Annotated in this window: 15 protein-coding genes and 1 pseudogene; 10 read left to right on the forward strand and 6 right to left on the reverse strand. The window is 71.1% G+C overall.

Annotation, left to right across the window (positions count from 1 at the left end):
- The first annotated feature begins 49 nt into the window (after positions 1-49).
- From ABZ896_RS13835 to ABZ896_RS13850, 4 genes are read left to right on the forward strand one after another with little or no spacing between them, the layout of a single operon-like run.
- Positions 50-2,653 carry a nitrate- and nitrite sensing domain-containing protein gene (locus tag ABZ896_RS13835; RefSeq protein WP_360926927.1) on the forward strand — a complete coding sequence of 868 codons (2,604 nt, stop codon included), beginning with the start codon at positions 50-52 and terminating at the stop codon, positions 2,651-2,653.
- Complete coding sequence (locus ABZ896_RS13840; protein WP_360926929.1) at positions 2,650-3,087, forward strand: roadblock/LC7 domain-containing protein; 438 nt, start codon at positions 2,650-2,652, stop codon at positions 3,085-3,087. The genes ABZ896_RS13835 and ABZ896_RS13840 overlap by 4 nt, the downstream gene beginning before the upstream one ends.
- Positions 3,084-3,458 carry a DUF742 domain-containing protein gene (locus tag ABZ896_RS13845; RefSeq protein ID WP_360926932.1) on the forward strand — a complete coding sequence of 125 codons (375 nt, stop codon included), beginning with the start codon at positions 3,084-3,086 and terminating at the stop codon, positions 3,456-3,458. Before ABZ896_RS13840 ends, ABZ896_RS13845 begins: the two co-directional genes overlap by 4 nt.
- Positions 3,439-4,050 (forward strand): ATP/GTP-binding protein, encoded by a 612-nt coding sequence (locus tag ABZ896_RS13850; RefSeq protein WP_360926935.1) that lies wholly within the window; start codon positions 3,439-3,441, stop codon positions 4,048-4,050. Before ABZ896_RS13845 ends, ABZ896_RS13850 begins: the two co-directional genes overlap by 20 nt.
- Positions 4,051-4,072: 22 nt before the next feature.
- Here the strand turns inward: ABZ896_RS13850 and ABZ896_RS13855 are convergent, their stop codons facing one another.
- The 3 genes from ABZ896_RS13855 to ABZ896_RS13865 all read right to left on the reverse strand — a co-directional run bounded on the left by ABZ896_RS13855 (position 4,073) and on the right by ABZ896_RS13865 (position 6,610).
- Complete coding sequence (locus ABZ896_RS13855; RefSeq protein ID WP_360926938.1) at positions 4,073-5,602, reverse strand: UDP-N-acetylglucosamine 1-carboxyvinyltransferase; 1,530 nt, start codon at positions 5,600-5,602, stop codon at positions 4,073-4,075.
- A gap of 74 nt (positions 5,603-5,676) precedes the next feature.
- The gene (locus tag ABZ896_RS13860; protein WP_360926941.1) at positions 5,677-5,874 is read right to left on the reverse strand and encodes a DUF4236 domain-containing protein; all 198 of its coding nucleotides are present in this window, start codon (positions 5,872-5,874) and stop codon (positions 5,677-5,679) included.
- 58 nt (positions 5,875-5,932) lie between these two features.
- Entirely contained in the window at positions 5,933-6,610 is a 678-nt protein-coding gene (locus ABZ896_RS13865; RefSeq protein ID WP_360926970.1) for a helix-turn-helix domain-containing protein, read from the reverse strand.
- 86 nt (positions 6,611-6,696) lie between these two features.
- Here ABZ896_RS13865 and ABZ896_RS13870 point away from each other — a divergent pair, with 86 nt between their 5' ends.
- Positions 6,697-7,137, forward strand: a complete 441-nt coding sequence (locus ABZ896_RS13870; RefSeq protein WP_360926944.1) for a hypothetical protein — start codon at positions 6,697-6,699, stop codon at positions 7,135-7,137.
- A 174-nt stretch (positions 7,138-7,311) separates the two neighbouring features.
- On the opposite strand, the pseudogene ABZ896_RS13875 reads toward ABZ896_RS13870, so the two are convergent.
- A pseudogene (locus ABZ896_RS13875) lies at positions 7,312-7,443 on the reverse strand (arsenite S-adenosylmethyltransferase); the annotation flags it as partial.
- A gap of 533 nt (positions 7,444-7,976) precedes the next feature.
- On the opposite strand from ABZ896_RS13875, the gene acnA reads away from it, so the two are divergent.
- The 4 genes from acnA to ABZ896_RS13895 all read left to right on the forward strand — a co-directional run bounded on the left by acnA (position 7,977) and on the right by ABZ896_RS13895 (position 16,232).
- Positions 7,977-10,694: an aconitate hydratase AcnA gene (gene acnA, locus ABZ896_RS13880; protein ID WP_360926946.1), complete on the forward strand. Its 2,718-nt coding sequence runs from the start codon at positions 7,977-7,979 to the stop codon at positions 10,692-10,694.
- 130 nt (positions 10,695-10,824) lie between these two features.
- The gene (locus tag ABZ896_RS13885; RefSeq protein ID WP_360926949.1) at positions 10,825-11,550 is read left to right on the forward strand and encodes a response regulator transcription factor; all 726 of its coding nucleotides are present in this window, start codon (positions 10,825-10,827) and stop codon (positions 11,548-11,550) included.
- On the forward strand, positions 11,547-13,037 hold the full coding sequence (locus tag ABZ896_RS13890; protein WP_360926952.1) for an ATP-binding protein: 1,491 nt from the start codon (positions 11,547-11,549) through the stop codon (positions 13,035-13,037). Before ABZ896_RS13885 ends, ABZ896_RS13890 begins: the two co-directional genes overlap by 4 nt.
- 33 nt (positions 13,038-13,070) lie before the next feature.
- On the forward strand, positions 13,071-16,232 hold the full coding sequence (locus ABZ896_RS13895) for a BTAD domain-containing putative transcriptional regulator (protein WP_360926955.1): 3,162 nt from the start codon (positions 13,071-13,073) through the stop codon (positions 16,230-16,232).
- Positions 16,233-16,257: 25 nt separating this feature from the next.
- On the opposite strand, the gene ABZ896_RS13900 is transcribed toward ABZ896_RS13895, so the two are convergent.
- Together ABZ896_RS13900 and ABZ896_RS13905 are read right to left on the reverse strand one after the other, a co-directional pair.
- Positions 16,258-17,631, reverse strand: coding sequence for a carbohydrate-binding protein (locus ABZ896_RS13900; RefSeq protein ID WP_360926957.1), 1,374 nt, complete (start codon positions 17,629-17,631; stop codon positions 16,258-16,260).
- A 49-nt stretch (positions 17,632-17,680) separates the two neighbouring features.
- Positions 17,681-18,484 carry an SGNH/GDSL hydrolase family protein gene (locus ABZ896_RS13905; protein WP_360926960.1) on the reverse strand — a complete coding sequence of 268 codons (804 nt, stop codon included), beginning with the start codon at positions 18,482-18,484 and terminating at the stop codon, positions 17,681-17,683.
- Between the two features lie 319 nt (positions 18,485-18,803).
- Between ABZ896_RS13905 and ABZ896_RS13910 the strand changes: the two genes are divergently transcribed.
- The gene (locus tag ABZ896_RS13910) at positions 18,804-19,868 is read left to right on the forward strand and encodes a lytic polysaccharide monooxygenase (RefSeq protein WP_360926963.1); all 1,065 of its coding nucleotides are present in this window, start codon (positions 18,804-18,806) and stop codon (positions 19,866-19,868) included.
- The last annotated feature ends 141 nt before the right edge of the window (positions 19,869-20,009 follow it).

The following is a 20,009-nucleotide window of genomic DNA, read 5'->3' on the forward strand; positions in this document are numbered from 1 at the left end:
CCACCGCAATTCCCCGCCGCCGCAATGCCGCCGGACGGGGGAGCGCGAGATGAGCCGGCACCGCGTCCGGCCCGCACCGGGCGCTCCGCAGGGCCGTCGCAGTATCCGGGCCTCCCTCATCGCCCTCGCGGTGGTGCCGTCGGTGGCGATGGTCCTGCTGTGGATCACCGGCTCGGCGGTCCAGCTCGTCCAGTGGCAGCGGGCCTCGGACGAGGGGAACCCGGCCAGGACCACCTACGCGCTGGTGCCCGGTGTCTCCGAGTTCCAGAAGGAACGGCGGCTGACGCTGGGTGTGTTGTCCGCGCACGGCGACCGCGCGGCCCTGCTGGCGCAACGGCGCCGGACCGATGCCGTCCTCGCGGACTTCCGTACGGCGGACGAGTCCTCCGGCGAGGACGGATCGGCCCGGTACCGGGGGCAGTTGGACGTCGTACGCGAGCAGATCGCCGAGGTGAGGGCCGAGCGCCTGGCGGTCGACCGGGGGAAGGCCACCCGGCAGCACACCTACGACGTCTACTCCAGGACCGTCGCGTCCGTGCTCAACCTCTTCGGGATGCTCGACACGGACAACGGCAGCGCGGCCACCGCCGCGGAGGCCGGGCACGCGCTGGCGTTCCTGCGGGCCACGGAGGCGCTGTCCCAGGAGGAGGCGATCCTCGACGGCGTCACCGCCACCCGACGGGCGACCGTCCAGGAGCGCACGGACCTGGTGTCCGCCGCCGCGGTCCGGGTCTCGGTGCTCTCCGACGAGGTGACGCCGTACCTGCCCACCGCCTCCCGCGCGGCCCTGGAGAAGGTCATCGCCGGTGCGGACTGGGCCGACCTGGCGGCTTATGAGAAGGCCGTCGGCACGGCGGCCCCGGCGGCGGACGGCTCGCTCGGGATCACCCGTCCCACGGCCGCCCGGGCGGCCGCCGCGGGGCGGGTGTCCGAGAAGGTGCTGGCCGTCCAGAACCGGTATCTGCCATCGGTCACCGAGAACTCCGACGCACGCAACCGCACGCTGCTCGGCCGGATGCTGACGGGCAGCGCCCTCGCCCTGGTGGCGGTGGTCGCGGTCGCCCTCCTGTCCTGGCGCATCACGCGCTCCCTCCTCGGCCGTATGACCGAACTCCGCGCGCAGACCCTGGAATTGGCGCAGGACCGGCTGCCCGAGCTGATCGGCCGGTTGCGCACCGAGGGCAGCCGGGCCGACCTCGTCGAACTGCCCGAACTCGACTTCGGCTCCGACGAACTGGGCAAGGTGGCGCAGGCGTTCAACACCGCGCAGCGCACCGCGGTGAACGTCGCGCTGGAACAGGCCTCGCTGCGTGAGGGCGCGCGGCTGGTCTTCCACAACATGTCGCGCCGCATCCAGATCCTGGTGCACCGTCAGCTCACGGTCATCGACGACCTGGAACGCAAGGAGCAGGACCCCCAACTCCTCGCCGGGCTCTACCGCGTGGACCATCTCGCCACCCGCATGCGGCGCAACGCGGAGAGTCTGACCGTGCTCTCCGGTGCGGCGCCCCGGCGCCGCTGGAAGCACGCGGTGCCGCTCGCCGACCTGGTGCGCAGCGCGGTCTCCGAGATCGAGGGCTACGTGCGGGTGGTGGTCGAGCCGATGCCGCCGGTCGCGGTGAGCGGACCGGCGGTCGGCGACACGATCCATCTCCTGGCCGAACTCATCGAGAACGGCGTGACGTTCTCCCCGCCGCACACCGAAGTACGGGTGCGGGCGCTGCTGGTGGCGCAGGGATACGCCGTGGAGGTCGAGGACCGTGGACTGGGGCTGTCGGCCCAGGAGTACGAGGCCGCGAACGAACTGCTGCACGAGCCCAGGGACTTCAGCTTCAGCGCTCTCGGCCAGGATCCCCGCCTCGGCCTCTTCACGGTCGGCCACCTCGCCCGGCGGCACGGAATCACGTCCAGCCTCCAGCCATCCTCCTACGGCGGAACGCTGGCCGTCGTGGTCCTCCCGCAGGCCCTCGTCGAACCGGCCACCGACACCGCCCCACCGGTCCTGGACGCCCGCGCCGAACGCCACCTGTCCGCGGTCTCCACCCTGCCCGACGACCACCGGCCACCGAACACCCTGCCGCCCCGCACCCGCAGGACCCCGGCCACGCCTGCCTTCACGGCCACCACGACGCCGGTCCCCAACCCCGATGGCTCGCTCGACGCGCCCCACAGCGTCACTGGGGCGGCGCGTGACGTCGTAGGCCGGGACACCATGGCTGCTCGTGACGGCGTGGACCGTGATCTCGTAGGTCGCGACACCATGGCCGCCCGTGGTGCCATGACCCGCGGTGCCTTCAAGAGGGGGCCCGCGCCCGAGGGCGTACCCGCCCAGGACGCCCCGCCCCGGCCCGCACCCGCACCCGTCGCCGCCCCCCGTCCCGGTGGCCCCGGCTCCGGCCGGCTTCCCCGGCGGGTCCGGCAGGCCCACCTCGCGCCGCAGTTGAGGGAGCGCCCGCAGGAGTCGTACGGCGACTCCGGCCCCGTTCCCGAGCGCCGGCCCGAACAGGCGCGGGCGATGCTCGCCGCCCTGCGCGACGGAACCCGGCGGGCCCGCGCCCAGGAAGAGGTCCCCGTACCCGACTGGCCCCCGGTCCCGCCCGGGCGACGTCCGCTGCCCACCCGTCCCCGTCCGACAAGGAACACCACCTCATGACAGCGCCCCAGACCCCGCACGGCGGACTGGCCTGGCTCCTGGACAACCTGATCGACCGGATCCCCGAGACCCTGCACGCCATCGTGCTGTCGGAGGACGGACTGCTCGTCGGCGGCTCGCGGGCCCTCGAACGTGCCGATGCCGAGCAGCTCGCCGCCATCGCCTCCGGGGTCCACTCGCTGGCCCAGGGCACCAGCCGGCACTTCGGCGGCGGCCGGGTGCAGCAGACCGTCATCGAGATGGACGACCTGTTCCTCTTCGTCACCACCGCGGGCGACGGCGCCCGGCTCGCCGTGCTCGCCACCTCCGTGGTGGACGTCGGGAGCGTGGGCTACGAGATGACGATGCTGGTCCGCCAGGTGGGCCAGTTCCTCAGTGCCGCCCCCCGGTTCCCCGAGTACGGCGGCGAGCCGTTCGTGGGTGAGCATGGATGAGGCACTGGTCCGAGGAAGACCCCTGGGCGGACGACGACCCGGGTCTGCTCGTACGCCCCTACACCGTCACCGGCGGCCGGACCTCCTCCACCCGCCCCGGCATCGAGCTGATCTCCCTGATCAGCACCGTCCGCCCGGCCACCCGCGACCAGCGGCTGCAACCCGAGCAGAACCGGCTGCTCGCGCTGTGCCGCATCCCGACGGCGCTGGTGGAGGTCGCCGCCCGGCTGGACCTGCCGGTCGCGGTGGTCCGGGTCCTGCTCGACGACCTTCTCGACCACCGGCTCGTCTTCGTCTCCGCGCCCTCCGCGGCCGGTTCTCCCGACCCGCGCTTCCTCCAGGCAGTGATCGATGGCATTCGTAGCATCTGACCCCGGCCGCACCGCGCCCGCGCCCGACGCGGCGACGGCCAAGATCCTCGTCGCCGGCGGGTTCGGCGTCGGCAAGACCACGCTGGTCGGCACGGTCAGCGAGACGGAACCCCTGCGCACCGAGGAGCTCATCACCGAGGCGAGCGTCGGCGTGGACGACCTGGCGGGAGTGGAACGCAAGACCACGACGACGGTGGCCATGGACTTCGGCCGTATCACGCTGAGTTCGGCGCTGGTCGTCTATCTCTTCGGCGCCCCCGGGCAGGACCGCTTCTGGTTCATGTGGGACGACCTGTCCCGCGGGTCGCTCGGCGCGGTCGTCCTCGCGGACGCCCGGCGGCTGGAGGGATGCTTCCCGTCGGTCGACTTCTTCGAGCACCGCGGCATCCCCTTCGCCGTCGGCGTCAACTGCTTCGACGGCCGGTGCGAGGAGGACCCCGAGGAGATCCGCGCGGCGCTCGACCTCGCCCCCGACGTGCCGCTCGTGCTGTGCGACGCCCGCGACCGCGAGTCGGTGAAGACGGTCCTGCTGGCCCTCCTCGAACACGTCATGCGCGGCCTGGCGGCCGAGGCGGGCCGCGGCCCGGTGTGAGACGGGCCCGCCCCGACGCCCGTCAGATGTCGCGGAAGATCTCGATCTGCGCCCCGATCGAGTTCAGCCGCTCCGCGAGGTCCTCGTAGCCGCGGTTGATGACATAGACGTTGCGCAGGACGGAGGTGCCCTCGGCGGCCATCATCGCGAGGAGGACGACGACCGCGGGGCGCAGGGCCGGCGGGCACATCATCTCCGCGGCACGCCAGCGGGTCGGGCCCTCGACCAACACACGGTGCGGGTCGAGGAGTTGGAGGCGGCCGCCCAGGCGGTTCAGGTCCGTGAGGTAGATCGCGCGGTTGTCGTAGACCCAGTCGTGGATGAGGGTCTGGCCCTGCGCGACCGCCGCGATGGCCGCGAAGAAGGGGACGTTGTCGATGTTCAGGCCCGGGAACGGCATCGGGTGGATCTTGTCGATCGGCGCCTCCAGCTTGGAGGGGCGGACCGTGAGGTCGACCAGGCGGGTACGGCCGTTGTCCGCGGAGTACTCCGGCGTACGGTCGTGGTCGAGCCCCATCTCCTCCAGGACCGCCAGCTCGATCTCCAGGAACTCGATGGGCACCCTGCGCACCGTCAGCTCGGACTCCGTCACCACCGCCGCGGCCAGCAGGCTCATCGCCTCGACCGGGTCCTCGGAGGGGGAGTAGTCGACGTCCACGTCGATGCGCGGCACGCCGTGCACGGTGAGCGTGGTGGTGCCGATGCCCTCGACCTTGACGCCGAGCGCCTCCAGGAAGAAACACAGGTCCTGGACCATGTAGTTGGAGGAGGCGTTGCGGATGACGGTCACGCCGTCGTACCGGGCCGCCGCGAGCAGCGCGTTCTCGGTCACGGTGTCGCCGCGCTCGGTCAGCACGATCGGGCGGTCCGGGCGGACGGCCCGGTCGACCCGCGCGTGGTACTGGCCCTCGGTCGCCGCGACGTCCAGGCCGAACCGGCGCAGCGCGATCATGTGCGGCTCGATGGTGCGGGTGCCGAGGTCGCAGCCGCCGGCGTACGGCAGCTTGAAGCCGTCCATGCGGTGCAGCAGCGGGCCGAGGAACATGATGATCGAACGGGTGCGTACGGCGGCCTCGGCGTCGATCGCGCCCATGTCCAGCTCGGCCGGCGGGACCAGCTCCAGGTCGACGCCGTCGTTGATCCAGCGGGTGCGGACCCCGATGGAACCCAGCACCTCCAGCAGGCGGTAGACCTCCTCGATCCGGGCCACCCGGCGCAGCACTGTGCGCCCCTGGTTGAGCAGCGAGGCGCACAGCAGGGCGACGCAGGCGTTCTTGCTCGTCTTGACGTCGATCGCGCCGGAGAGCCGGCGGCCGCCGACCACCCGCAGATGCATCGGTCCGGCATAGCCCAGAGAGACGATTTCGCTGTCGAGTGCTTCACCGATTCGAGCGATCATCTCAAGGCTGATGTTTTGGTTGCCGCGCTCGATGCGGTTGACGGCGCTCTGGCTGGTGCCGAGCGCCTCGGCGAGTTGCGACTGTGTCCAGCCCCGGTGCTGCCGGGCGTCGCGGATGAGCTTGCCGATGCGTACGAGGTAGTCGTCTGCCATGGGCCCGAGGTTATCTCAGATATGAGATGGGGCATCTTGGGGGGTCCGTTCGGGTGACGGCCCCTGAGGGAGTGTCAGCGCTGCCTGGAGGTACGGGTCCTGCGCCACCCGAAAGGTCCGGGCAAATCAACCGATGTCGTACGACGTCCCGTACTGCTGTGGGTCCGCCGGGGTCCGTGCCGTCCACCGGTGGTGATGGACCAGGAGTGCCGGTTGATGTTCAGCCGGACCCCGGGGAGGATCCGGAAGCTCTTGCGGAACGTAAGCGGCATGTCCGCCCCCTTTCGTCCCGTACCGGATACCCGGAAGGCGTGGGGGCATGACAGTTCGTCAGCGGGTCGGCTCCAGGCGGACGCAGCAGTGGCCGGGGCTGGGGGTCAGGTGTGCCTGGAGGCCGGTTTCCGCGAGTCCCTCCAGGAGGCCGCGCAGCAGGTGGAGGTTCATGCCGCACACCGTCTGGGTGTGCTCGCGGGCGAGCGCGTGGAAGGGGCAGTTGCCGAGGGCGACGCCGTCACCGTCGTGGCGCGGCTCGAAGCCGTTGCCCTCCAGTACGTCGAACACGCCTGCCCGGCCCGGCCCGGCGAGCTGGGTGCCCAGTTCGTACGCCTTGCGGTGCAGGACCGCACGGGCCGGTTCGCCGGTGGCCTCGGACTCCTCCAGCGCCTGGGCGAGCAGCCCTCCGGCCAACTCGTAGTGCCGCTCCGGGAGGCTGACCGTGACCTGTTTGGCCGAGCGCTTGTAGAGCTTGGCGGGACGGCCGGCTCCCGGGCCGGTACGTCCGCTGCGCCGCTCGTAGACGACGTCGAGCAGTGCCTCGTCGGCCAGTCGGTCCAGGTGGAAGGCCGCGGTCTGCCTGGCGAGACCGAGCGCCTCGGCGGCTTCCTCGCGGCTGACCGGTCCCGGCTGGCGTACGACATGGTCGTAGAGCCTCCTGCGCGTCGGCTCGTCGAGAGCGGCGACGGCGGAGACGTCCGGATGGAGTGCTTCCTTCGGGGAGTCCACGAACACCAGTCTAAAACGCAAGGGCATTGACTAAAGAAGGGTTCGGGCGCTTCTATCGTTAATGAGAGTCATCGATAGAAGGAAGGCGCGTCATGTCGTCCGCAGCCACCACCACCCCGTCCGTCGCCTCCCGGCAGGCCGCCCTCCGCGACCCCGGGTACCAGGCCTTCGTCATCCTGCGCATCGGATTCACCGTGGCGCCGATCCTGTTCGGGCTGGACAAGTTCGCCAACGTGCTCGTCGACTGGCCCACCTACCTCGCCCCGTGGATCGACGACATCGTTCCGGGGAGCGCCCAGGCCGCCATGTACGCGGTCGGAGTGATCGAGATCGTCGCGGGCCTCGTCGTCGCGCTCGCCCCGCGCTTCGGCGGCTGGCTCGTGGCCGGATGGCTCGCCGGCATCATCGTGAACCTGCTGACCATCCCCGGTTACTACGACATCGCGCTGCGCGACTTCGGCCTGCTGCTCGCCGCGGTCGCCCTCGCGCGGCTGGCGCAGCGCTACCGGGGTGGGGTGCGGCAGTCCTCCTGACGGGGGTCCGGCGGGCGTCACGCTGTCAGCCCGCCGGCCGCACCCGGAGGCGCTCTTTGCCTCTACGGCGGTCAGGGCGGGGTCGGCGGATGTCTCGGCGGGGGTGCGGCGGCTGTGTACCCCGCAGCAGGCGCCGGCCGACTCCGTCTCCGCGGGCCGGGCGTCGGCGGTCCCCGGCTTGACGGCGCGGACGACGGCAGGGTGCGTGCCGTCGGCGACGGTATGGGTCGGGGTGATCGAGATGTCGATGAACCCTGCGGCTTCAAGGCCCTCGCGGTACTCGGCGAAGGGCGGGGCTCCGGCGATGCGGGTGGTGGCTTCGTGCACCGCCCGCCGCGCCGGTGACCCACAGGTTGAACCTCGTATGTGCCCGAGCGTGGAAATCGGATGACCGCGGCCTCCAGCGGACCGGGCGCGCTCGGTGGTGCAGTACCACTGGTTGCGCAGGGGGAACTGGTCACCTGGCCAGGTCGTCGGCCCGCAGACCATCGCCGCCCGGGACTTTGCCGCGCTGTGGCAGGTGGGCGGCCCGCGACCGTGCGACGACTGAGGCTGACGCGAGCGCGCTGGGAGGACGGCAGCCGCGCGGACCTCCAGCGGCATCTCCGCCGAGGCCCCGAAGATCCCGTGAGGGAAGGGCGGGGCCGGGCATGACCATTCCGCGCCCATGTACTAGAGTTATCTCGACATCGAGATATCTGCCGAGGCGTACCGCAGCCGCACGTTTCCGTCGAGTCTGGTGGTAAGGCGTACCTAACTTAGCCTTACCTTAGCGGATCGGCCAAGACGGCGTGGCGGCAGGATGCGGTGGTAAGCGCACAGAAATGAAGGAGACTGTCGTGTCGGCGAACAGCTTCGACGCCCGTAGCACGCTGAGCGTGGGCGACGAGTCGTACGAGATCTTCCGGCTGGACAAGGTGGAGGGCTCGGCCCGCCTGCCCTACAGCCTCAAGGTCCTGCTGGAGAACCTGCTCCGCACCGAGGACGGCGCGAACATCACCGCCGACCACATCCGTGCCCTCGGCGACTGGGACTCCCAGGCCCAGCCGTCGCAGGAGATCCAGTTCACGCCGGCCCGCGTGATCATGCAGGACTTCACCGGCGTGCCCTGCGTCGTGGACCTCGCGACCATGCGTGAGGCCGTCAAGGCCCTCGGCGGCGACCCGGCCAAGGTCAACCCGCTCTCGCCGGCCGAGATGGTCATCGACCACTCCGTCATCGCCGACAAGTTCGGCACCAACGACGCCTTCAAGCAGAACGTCGACCTGGAGTACGGCCGCAACAAGGAGCGCTACCAGTTCCTGCGCTGGGGCCAGACCGCCTTCGACGACTTCAAGGTCGTCCCCCCGGGCACCGGCATCGTCCACCAGGTCAACATCGAGCACCTCGCGCGGACGGTCATGGTCCGCAATGGCCAGGCCTACCCCGACACCCTCGTCGGCACCGACTCGCACACCACCATGGTCAACGGCCTCGGCGTCCTCGGCTGGGGCGTCGGCGGCATCGAGGCCGAGGCCGCGATGCTCGGCCAGCCGGTCTCGATGCTCATCCCGCGCGTCGTCGGCTTCAAGCTGACCGGTGAGCTCACCCCGGGCACCACCGCCACCGACCTCGTGCTGACCATCACCGAGATGCTCCGCAAGCACGGCGTCGTCGGCAAGTTCGTCGAGTTCTACGGCGAGGGCGTGGCCGCCACCTCCCTCGCGAACCGCGCCACCATCGGCAACATGTCGCCGGAGTTCGGCTCGACCGCCGCGATCTTCCCGATCGACGACGAGACGATCAACTACCTGCGCCTGACCGGCCGTTCGCCCCAGCAGCTCGCGCTCGTCGAGGCGTACGCCAAGGAGCAGGGCCTCTGGCTGGACCCGAAGGCCGAGCCCGACTTCTCCGAGAAGCTGGAGCTGGACCTCTCCACGGTCGTCCCCTCGATCGCCGGCCCGAAGCGCCCGCAGGACCGCATCGTCCTCGCCGACGCCGCCCAGCAGTTCAAGTCGGACGTCCTCAACTACGTCGACGCCGTGGACGAGGCGGGCAAGGAGTCCTTCCCGGCCTCCGACGCCCCCGCGGTCGCCCCCAACGGCGTCCCGTCCAACCCGGTCACCGTGACCGCCCCCGACGGCTCGACGTACGAGATCGACCACGGCGCGGTGACGGTCGCGGCCATCACCTCCTGCACCAACACCTCCAACCCGTACGTCATGGTCGCCGCCGCGCTCGTCGCGAAGAAGGCCGTGGAGAAGGGCCTGACCCGCAAGCCGTGGGTCAAGACCACCCTCGCCCCGGGTTCGAAGGTCGTCACCGACTACTTCGACAAGGCGGGCCTGACCCCGTACCTCGACAAGGTCGGCTTCAACCTCGTCGGCTACGGCTGCACCACCTGCATCGGCAACTCCGGCCCGCTGCCGGAGGAGGTCTCCAAGGCCGTCAACGACCATGACCTCGCGGTGACTTCGGTCCTCTCCGGCAACCGGAACTTCGAGGGCCGTATCAACCCCGACGTCAAGATGAACTACCTGGCCTCCCCGCCGCTGGTCGTCGCGTACGCCCTCGCGGGTTCCATGAAGGTGGACATCACCAAGGACGCGCTCGGTGTCGACCAGGACGGCAACGCCGTCTACCTGAAGGACATCTGGCCCTCCGAGGCCGAGGTCAACGACGTCGTCGCCAACGCCATCGGCGAGGACATGTTCTCCAAGTCCTACCAGGACGTCTTCGCGGGCGACGCCCAGTGGCAGGCCCTGTCGATCCCCACCGGCGACACCTTCGAGTGGGACGCGGAGTCGACGTACGTCCGCAAGCCCCCGTACTTCGACGGCATGACGATGGAGACCACCCCGGTCACCGACATCACCGGTGCCCGCGTCCTCGCCAAGCTCGGCGACTCGGTCACCACCGACCACATCTCGCCCGCCGGCGCCATCAAGGCTGACACCCCGGCCGGCAAGTACCTCACCGAGCACGGTGTGGAGCGTCGTGACTTCAACTCCTACGGCTCCCGCCGAGGCAACCACGAGGTCATGATCCGCGGCACCTTCGCCAACATCCGCCTGCGCAACCAGATCGCGCCGGGCACCGAGGGCGGCTACACCCGCGACTTCACCGTCGAGGGCGCGCCGGTCTCCTTCATCTACGACGCCTCGCAGAACTACCAGGCCGCCGGCACCCCGCTGGTCATCCTGGGCGGCAAGGAGTACGGCTCCGGCTCGTCCCGCGATTGGGCCGCCAAGGGCACCGCGCTCCTCGGCGTCAAGGCCGTCATCACCGAGTCGTACGAGCGCATCCACCGCTCGAACCTCATCGGCATGGGCGTCCTGCCGCTGCAGTTCCCGGCCGGCCAGACGGCCGACTCGCTCGGTCTGACCGGCGAGGAGACCTTCTCCATCACGGGCGTGACCGAGCTGAACGACGGCACCACCCCGAGCACGGTCAAGGTCACCACCGACACCGGCGTGGAGTTCGACGCGGTCGTCCGCATCGACACCCCCGGCGAGGCCGACTACTACCGCAACGGCGGCATCATGCAGTACGTGCTGCGGTCGCTGATCCGCAAGTAGGTCACCACCGCTTCACGGAAGGGCCGCGCTCCCGGCGATGGGGGCGCGGCCCTTCCGCATGTGCGCAGGTCATCACCCATCCTCAGGTGGAACACAGGGTTCCCTCAGCGGGCGGGGACAGGATCAGGACATGACTGGCACCTCCGGGTCACGAACCGGCCGCGTCCGTGTGCTCATCGTCGACGACGAGCCCCCGCTCACCGAAGTGCTGTCCGTCGCCGTCGCGGAGGCGGGCTGGCGGCCCTACCCGGCGCTCGACGGACAGAGCGCGCTGAAGACCGCACGCGTGTGCGCCCCGCACGCCGTCGTGCTCGACGGGATGCTGCCCGACCTGGACGGCCTCCAGGTGCTGCGCCGGCTCCGGTACGAGAACCCGAAGCTGCCCGTGCTCATGCTCACCGCCCGCGACGCCCTCGAACACCGGCTCGACGGCCTGGAGGCCGGCGCCGACGACTACGTCACCAAGCCCTTCTCCCTGGAAGAGGTCGTCCTACGGCTGCGCGGACTGCTGCGCCGGGCCGCGGCCGCACACGGCCGTACCGAGGACTCCGTCCGCGTCCTCGGCGACCTCGTGCTGGCCGCGGACACCCGCGAGGTACGCCGGGCCGGTACACCGATCCAGCTCACCGCCAAGGAGTTCGACCTGCTCGGCCTCTTCCTCGACCACCCGCGCCAGGTCCTCAGCAAGGCACAGATCCTCGACCGCGTCTGGAGCAGCTCCTTCGACGGCGGCGGCAACCTCGTCGAGGTCTACATCTCCAGCCTGCGCCGGAAGATCGACAGAGGACGGGCCCCGATGATCCACACCGTGCGCGGCCTCGGGTACGCCATCAGGGCGGCGGGGGACGGGAGATGACGGCCCGGCCGCGGCTGCGTTCACTGCGTACGCGCCTGCTCGTCTTCGTCGGCGTCACCCTCGTCGTCGTCTGTGCGGCGATGGCGCTGACCACCGTGTTCGTCCAGCGCTCCTATCTGCTCGGCAACCTCGACGACCGGGTCCAGAACGCCGTACAGCGCAGTCTGGGGGGCGCCAGGCTGCACCCCGAGTCGGAGAACGGCCTGGACTTCCTCATGGAGAGCGGCCACCCGGCCGGCATGCTCGCCGCCCGCCCCGATGCCGACGGCGGTGTCCTCGTCGCCGAGGTCGTCGGCCAGGACGCCGCGCCGCGCGCCCTCTCCGACACCCAGCGCGCGGCCCTCGACGGGATCGCGACGGACGGCTCGATGCACACGGTGACCGTGCCCGGGCTGGGCACCTACCGGGTCACCGCGGTGGAGAGCGACGGGGTGCGGGTGCTGGCCGGCCTTCCCATGGACGACGTCCAGCGGATGATCAGCGGCATGGTCGTGGTGGAGGTGGTCGTCGCGGTGGGTGGGCTCGCCGTGTCGGGCGCGCTGTGCGCCGTGGTCATACGACGTCAGCTCCGGCCTCTCGGCCGGGTCGCCGCCACCGCCGTCGAGGTCTCCCGGGCGCCCCTGGACCGGGGCGAGGTCGCCGCCCTCACCCGGGTTCCGGCCGGTGACACCGACCCGCGCAGTGAGGCCGGACAGGTCGGTGCCGCGCTCAACCGCATGATCGACCACGTGGAGTCCTCCCTCTCGGAACGCCGGCGCACCGAGGAGCGGATGCGGCGGTTCCTGGCCGACGCCAGCCACGAACTCCGTACGCCACTCGCCTCGATCGCCGGATACGCCGAGCTGATGAACCGCGGCACCGACCGGATCGAGCCGGTCCTGGCCTGGCGGCGGGTGTCCGCCGAGTCCGCGCGGATGACGGGACTGGTGGAGGACCTGCTGTTGCTGGCCCGGCTCGACGAGGGCCGTCCCCTCGCGTCCGCCGAGGTGGACCTGGCGGCGCTGGTCGCCGAGGCCGTGTGGGACGCCCGGGCCGCCGGCGGCGGTCACGACTGGCAGCTCGAACTCTCCCTGGACGCCCCCGCGTTGGTCCTGGGCGACGAGGCGCGACTGCACCAGGTGGTGGCCAACCTGCTCACCAACGCCCGGATGCACACCCCTCCCGGCACCCGCGTGGTGGCCTCGGTCGAGTCCCTCGGCGGCGACTGCGTCATCCGCGTCCGCGACAACGGCCCCGGCATCCCGCCGGCCCTCCTGCCCACGGTCTTCGAACGCTTCACCCGGGCGGACACCTCCCGCTCGCGTGCGGACGCGAAGTCGGGCGGCTCGGGGCTGGGGCTGGCCATCGTGGCGGCCATCACAGGGGCGCACAGGGGGCGAATCCGGGTGGACAGCGTGCCCGGGCACACGGAGTTCACGATAGAACTTCCCGTGGCGGATGCCACTGCGGAGACGAGAACCGCCTGTGGCCGCCCCGCGTCCGTGTAGTCACGGGGGCGACACCTGATACCGGAGGTATTCGTGCGTTTCGCTGTGCTGGGGCCCGTCCGTGCATGGCACGGTGACCGCGAACTCGCCCTCGGGTCACCCCAGCAGCGGTTGGTCCTGGCCGCGCTGCTGCTGCGCCGCAGGCGCCCCGTGACCGTCGGCGAACTCGTCGACGCGGTCTGGGGCGAGGAGCCGCCGGCGGCCGCCGTCTCCGTGCTGCGCACCTATGTCTCCCGGCTGCGCAAGGTGCTGGAGCCTGGCGCCGACGCGGCGGGCGCGGGGCCGGTGATCGAGTCCGTCGCGGACGGGTACCGGATCCAGGTCGCCGACGAGGCCCTGGACCTCGGTCTGTTCGAGCGCCGGGTCGCCGAGGCGAGGGAACTGCGCGCCCGGGGCGAGGAGTCCGCCGCCGCGGACCTGCTGCGCACGGCGCTCGACGACTGGCAGGGCACCCCGCTCGCCGGACTCCCCGGCCCGCTCGCCGAGTCCGAGCGCACGCATCTGGCCGAGCGGCATCTGACCACGACGGAGACCCGGTTGGACCTCGACGTCCGGCTCGGACGGTACAACGAGGCGATCACCGAACTGATCTCGCTCACCGGCAGACACCCGCTGCGGGAACGGCTGGTCCTGCTGCTCATGCTGGCCCTGTACCGGGCGGGCCGCCAGGCCGAGGCACTGGCCGCCTACCGCCGGGCGAGCGATGTCCTCCGCACGGAACTGGGCGTCCAACCGGGCGCGGAACTACGGGAGTTGCACGGCCGCATCCTGGCGGGCGACCCGACGCTGCTGTCCGACTCGGCGCGGCGGACGGGGAGTTCGGCGGGGGAGACCTGGGCCGGGAACGGGGCGGCTGCGGAGCGCCGGGGGACGGGCGAGGCGGATCCCGGACCGGCCGCCGGAACCGGGGGCGCGGGGACGGAGTGGGCGGGGAGCCGGGGCGCGGAGACGCAGGCCGTCGGCCGAGGTACGGAGGCGGTAGCCGCGCGAGTGCGTGACGCGGGTGCGGCCCCCGCCGGCGGTTCCGGCACGGCGGCGGCTTTCCCTGGCGGTCCCGGACCGGAGACGGCGGCCGTGGGCGACACGGGTTCGGCGGACGTACCCGCAGTGGAAGCGGCCGATCCCGGTGACACCTACACCGCCCGCCCCGCCCAACTGCCCGCCGATCTCGCCACGTTCGTCGGGCGCAGTGACGAACTCGACCGGGTCCGGGCCCTGTTGCCCGCGGACGGGGGTGCGCCGGACGCCGTGGTGATCAGTGTGATCGGCGGGATGGCCGGGATCGGCAAGTCCACGCTGGCCGTGCACTGGGCCCACTCGGTCGCCCACCACTTCCCCGACGGCCAGCTCTACGTCAACCTCCGCGGCTTCGACCCGGCCGGCTCCATCGTGCCGCCGGAGGAGGCCATCCACGTCTTCCTCACCGCGCTCGGCGTCGCCCCGGAGCGGATACCGGCCCAACTCGATGCCCAAGCGGCCCTCTACCGCAGCCTGCTGGCCCGCAGGCGGCTCCTGATCGTCCTCGACAACGCCCGCGACACCGACCAGGTCCGCCCACTGCTCCCGGGTACCCCCGGCTGTCTGGTCATCGTCACCAGCCGCAACCAGCTCACCGGCCTGGTCGCCGGCGACGGCGCCCACCCGCTGACACTGGACCAGCTGACCGCCGTAGAAGCGCGTGACCTGCTGGTACGGCGGCTCGGTCCGGAGCGGCCGGCCGCGGAGCCCGAGGCCGCGGACGAGATCATCGCGCACTGCGCGCGGCTGCCGCTGGCGCTCGCCATCGTCGCCGCCCGGGCCGCCGCCCACCCGGACTTCCCGCTCGGCGCCATCGCCGAGGAACTCCGGGACTGCCACGGCAGTCTGGACGCCTTCGAGAGCGGCGACCTCGGTACGGACGTACGCGCGGTGTTCTCCTGGTCGTACCAGTCCCTGTCCGCACCGGCCGCCCGCCTCTTCCACCTGCTCGGCCTGCACGTCGGCCCGGACATCTCCGCGCCGGCCGCCGCCGCCCTCGCCGGGCTCACCGTGCGCGAGGCGCGCGGTCCGCTCGGCGAACTCACCCGCGCACACCTGCTCACCGAGGACCGGCCCGGCCGCTACGTCCTGCACGACCTGCTGCGGGTGTACGCCGTCGAACGCGTCGAGAGCGAAGAAACCGAGCGGGAACGGGACTTGGCCGTCGACCGGCTCCTCGCCTGGTATCTGCACTCCGCGGACGCCACCAGCCCGCAGCTCAGCCCGGAGCGGGTGCGGCCGCCCCTCGAAGCGCTGCCCGAGGGGTGCCGGCCGCTGGCGTTCACGACACGTGAACAGGCCCTGGACTGGTGCGAGTCGGAGCGCGTGAACCTCGTCGCCGCGGTGCACCGGTCCGCCGCTGCGGGGCGGCTCGGCACCGCGTGGCGACTGGCCGCCGTCCTCCAGGAGTTCCTCTACCTGCGCAGCCATCTGCACGACTGGCTCGACACCGCCCGGGCGGGCCTGGGAGCCGCCCGCAAGGGCCGCGACCGCCGGGGCGAGGCATGGCTGCTGCTGAGCGTGGCCGGGGCCGAGGTGTACCTGAGCCGCTTCGACGAGGCGATCGACCACTACGAGCAGGCCGCCGCCGTCTGCGAGGAACTCGGCGACACCTACGGCTGGGCCAAGGCCCTGACCAACCTCGGCACCGTCTCCGTCAAGATCGGCCGGCTCGACAAGGCCGTCGAGTACAGCCGCCGCGCGCTGGACGCCTTCCGCGCCGACGACAGCGCCTGGGGCGAAGGGGTCACGCTGGCCAACCTGGGCGACATCTACCAGCGGCTCGGGCGGTACGACGAGGCCATCGACTGCCTGGAGCGGGCGCTGACCGTGGTGCGCACCATCGGCAGCCGCTGGATCGAGGGCGTCGCCCTCGACGCGCTCGGCACGGTCTACCGCAGCCTGCACCGCCACGACGACGCGATCGCGCACTACGGCCAGGCGATCGAGGCCTACCGGGACGTGCGCAACCGGGCGGGGGAGGGGCTGAGCCTGACCAACCTCGGCGACGTCCAACTGGCCGCGGGGGAGCGGGAGTCGGCGCGGGCGAGCTGGCAGCAGGCGCTGGCCATCTTCGAGGACATCGGGCACGACGACGCCCGCAAGGTCGAGCAGAGGCTCACCGGCCCGGACGCGGGCGGTGCCGGCACGAGGACGGGCGCCACGACCACGCCGTGACGCCCGTCCGTACGGGGGTAACCGGTCAGCCGCAGGCACCCTCGTCGTGCCATACGGCCCAGGAGGTGGGGTCGCCGGGGACGGCGCCGTTGGCGTAGTAGGTCGCCTTGTACTTGTGCCCCTGGTAGGAGACGAGGTCACCGGGGACGTAGGCCTGGGAACCGCTCCAGACCGTGCCGCAGGTGTCGGGGCTCGCGGAGGCCGAGGCGGTGGCGGTGGCGGTGCCGGTAGGGCCGCCGGTCGGGCCCGCGGTGCCGTTGGCGCCGGTGTTCGTGAGGTCGGCCGTGTCGCCGCCGAGCGGGTCGACGGAGCCGGAGGTGTCTCCGGTGAGGGTGACCTCGACGGGGTCGGACATGGGGGAGACGTTCCCGGCCACGTCGTGTCCTTGGACGGCGAACTTGTAGGCCTTCCCCTTGGTGAGGCCCTTGACCACGACTCGGTGGACCAGGGTGTCGGCGACCCTGACGCCGTCCACGTACAGGTAGTAGCCGTTCGTGCCCTTGTCGTCCTCCGAGTCGTCCCAGGCCAGCCCCACGGTGTCGGCGGTCCAGCCGGTGCGGGTGGGGGTGCCGGGTTTGCCGGGGGCGGTGTCGGTCACGGCGGTGCCGATGACCGCGGTGTCCGCGCCCTTGGAGTCGACCGAACCGTGTGTTCCGGACGCCGAGTTGAAGGAGAACCCGCTGTCGAGCGGCGTCGACTGGGCCGACACGTTCCCCGCCGCGTCACGCGCCGCGACGGTGAACTTGTACGTCTTGCTCTTCGCCACTCCGCTGACGATGACGCGGGTGGCCGTACCCGTATAGATCTTGACGCCGTCGGCGTAGAGGTCGTAGCCGGTCACGCCGACGTTGTCGGTGGCGGGGGCCCAGGTCACCGCGAGACTGGTGTCCGTCCAGGCGTCGATGGTCGTGCCTGTGGGCACCGTCGGCGCCTGCGTGTCCCCGCTGGGGATCGCTTCACCCCCCGCGCTGATCACCTTCCACGTGATGCCGTTCACGACCCCGACGTCCAGGTCGGCCAGTTGCTGGAACGCGTGCCTGCTCAGGTCGATGTGGTCCGCTGTGCAGTCCAGGCACTTGTCCCTGACCGGCAGGGTCAGCGTCTTGCCGTTGTAGGTGACCTCCACGGACGCGTTGCAGATCGGGTCGTTGTTCGGGTTTCCGGTGGTCCACAGCTGGGGCGGGAGCGCGACGAGGTCTTCGGTGGTCGCGTCGAGGTGAGTGCCGCAGGACCCCGTACCCACCATCTGGTAGAAGGTCATCTTGCCGGTCGTGGCCACACCTTCCGCCGCCGACAGCTGCTGATCATCACCGAAGTCCCCCTGGTATGCGGCGATCACACCCAGCACCGCACCCACCGCCGCGACGCTGATCAGGGACCGCTTCACAACACGCTGCATGTGTCCTCCTCGGACATTCGGACGTCGAGTGGGAAGAGCGCGGTGGACATCAGCCCCACGTGGCCTTGAGCTTGTCCGAGTAACCCTTCGTGTAGCCGGTGAGGTTGGGGTGGAAGACCTCGGGCGCGTTGTTGAGGTCGTTGATCCACGAGTCCGGCCCGCACGCCCCGTGACCCTCGAACTGCTTCCGCATGTCGAGGAAGTAGACCGACGCCTTGGTCGCCGCGGCCGCCGTCCCCTCGGCCAGCGCGTCGGCGAAGTTGTTCATCGCGGTGCGCCTGGTGGCGTTGACGTCGATCACCGGGCACTCGGTGGACGAGGTGGAGAGCACCTCCGGGTAGCCCAGGACGAGGACCAGCGCGTGCGGCGCGCGGGCCTTGATGTCGGCGTACAGCGAGGCGAGTTGGTCGGACAGCTGGCCCTTGGCGTAGGCCGACATGTACAGCGTGGCCACCTGGCACCAGTTGTCGTCCGTCTGCGTCAGACACCCCTGCGCGAGGGTGGAGAACTGAGCGTCGTTGCCGCCCACGGTGACGGTGACGAAGTTGGTGGACGAACTCAGCGCGGACAGCTGGTTGTCGCGCACGTCCTGGATGGTCGCCCCGCTGCAACTCACGTCCGTGAGGCTGTAGTCGGGGTTGGCCGCGGCCCACTGGTGCGGGTAGTTCTGCGTGCTGCGCTTGCAGTCACCGCTCGCGGGGTCGTACGACCCCGCGCCGACCCCGGAGGCGTACGAGTCCCCGAGCGCCACGTACTCCGCCTGGGTCGCCGCCTGGGCCGGAGCGGCGACCGCGCCTCCGGCACCCGCCAATGCCATCGCCGCGACACAGGCGGCCGACTTCAGTCTGCGCATGATTTCCCTCGTGGTTCGTGAGCCCGGATCCGGCTCGTCCCTGCCGGTCCACGCGAGTGCGGAGCGGCTGTTCGCCCCCTCAACGGGGCCCGGGGATCAAGCGGTTCAACACATGTCGGGGGCCCGGGCGCCGTTGCTCGACGTTCCTCGGGCGCGCCACCCGTTTACACCCACCCCATTTCGCGCTAGCTTCCGCAACACGTGGGGTGGGAGCGCTCCCATGCGGACGGACCGGAACCCGCCCGCGTGCGGCCCCCGCCCCACGGCAACCTCACACCCACCCGCACGGCCCGTACCTCAAGGAACGGACTGGACTGTCATGATCCTGACAAAGTTATCGAGGGTGACGCGTCCCAGAGCCCTCCTCCTGGTCCTCGTCTCCCTGCTGGCCACGATCCCCGCGCTCGGCCTCGTCGTGACCGCGGGCGGCAAAGCGGAGGCGCACGGCACCCCGATGAAGCCCGCCAGCCGCACCTTCCTGTGCTGGCAGGACGGTCTGACCGACACCGGTGAGATCAAGCCCGTCAACCCGGCCTGCAAGAACGCGCAGGCGGTCAGTGGCACCACGCCGTTCTACAACTGGTTCTCCGTCCTGCGCTCGGACGGCGCCGGCCGCACCCGCGGCTTCGTCCCGGACGGCCAGCTGTGCAGCGGCGGCAACACCAACTTCACCGGCTTCAACGCACCCCGCAACGACTGGCCGCTCACCCACCTCACCTCGGGCAAGACCGTCGACTTCTCCTACAACGCCTGGGCGGCGCACCCGGGTTGGTTCTACGTCTATGTCACCAAGGACGGCTTCGACCCCACGAAGACCCTCACCTGGGACGACATGGAGGCCCAGCCGTTCCTGACGGTCGACCACCCGCCGCTCAACGGCAGCCCGGGCACCGTCGAGGCCAACTACTCCTGGACCGGGCAGCTTCCGGCCAACAAGTCCGGCCGCCACATCATCTACATGGTCTGGCAGCGCTCGGATAGCGCGGAGACCTTCTACTCCTGCTCCGACGTCGTCTTCGACGGCGGCAACGGCGAGGTCACCGGCATCCACGACCCGGGCAACCCGACCGACCCGGTACCAGGCACCTGCACCGCCAGCCGTAGGACGACGGGCAGTTGGAGCGGTGGCTACCAGTCCGAGGTGACCGTCACCAACTCCGGCGACGTCCCGATGCTGGGCTGGATGGTCGACTGGACGCTGCCGACGGGGCAGAAGGTGGACAGCCTCTGGAACGGCAACGCCACCTACACCGGCCAGGACGTGATGGTCCACAACGCCGACTGGAACGGCTCGTTGAGTCCGGGCCAGAGCGCGACCTTCGGCTACGTCGTCACAGGCAACGGTGGCGACACGGCAACGACCCTGCCCTGCCAGGTCGGCTGAGGCCGCGTCAGACCCAACCTCCGCTCAGGGCGGACCCGGTGGCAGCAGCGCCTGGCCGGCCTGCGCGAGAGGGCCCTGGCGGAACTCGCGGACGCGGACGCCCAGCTCCTCCCCACGACCCCGGGCCACCCCACCCTCGCG

Origin of the sequence: Streptomyces sp. NPDC047072 (genome assembly GCF_040643855.1) — a bacterium.
In the GTDB taxonomy this organism is placed as follows: Bacteria; Actinomycetota; Actinomycetes; order Streptomycetales; family Streptomycetaceae; genus Streptomyces.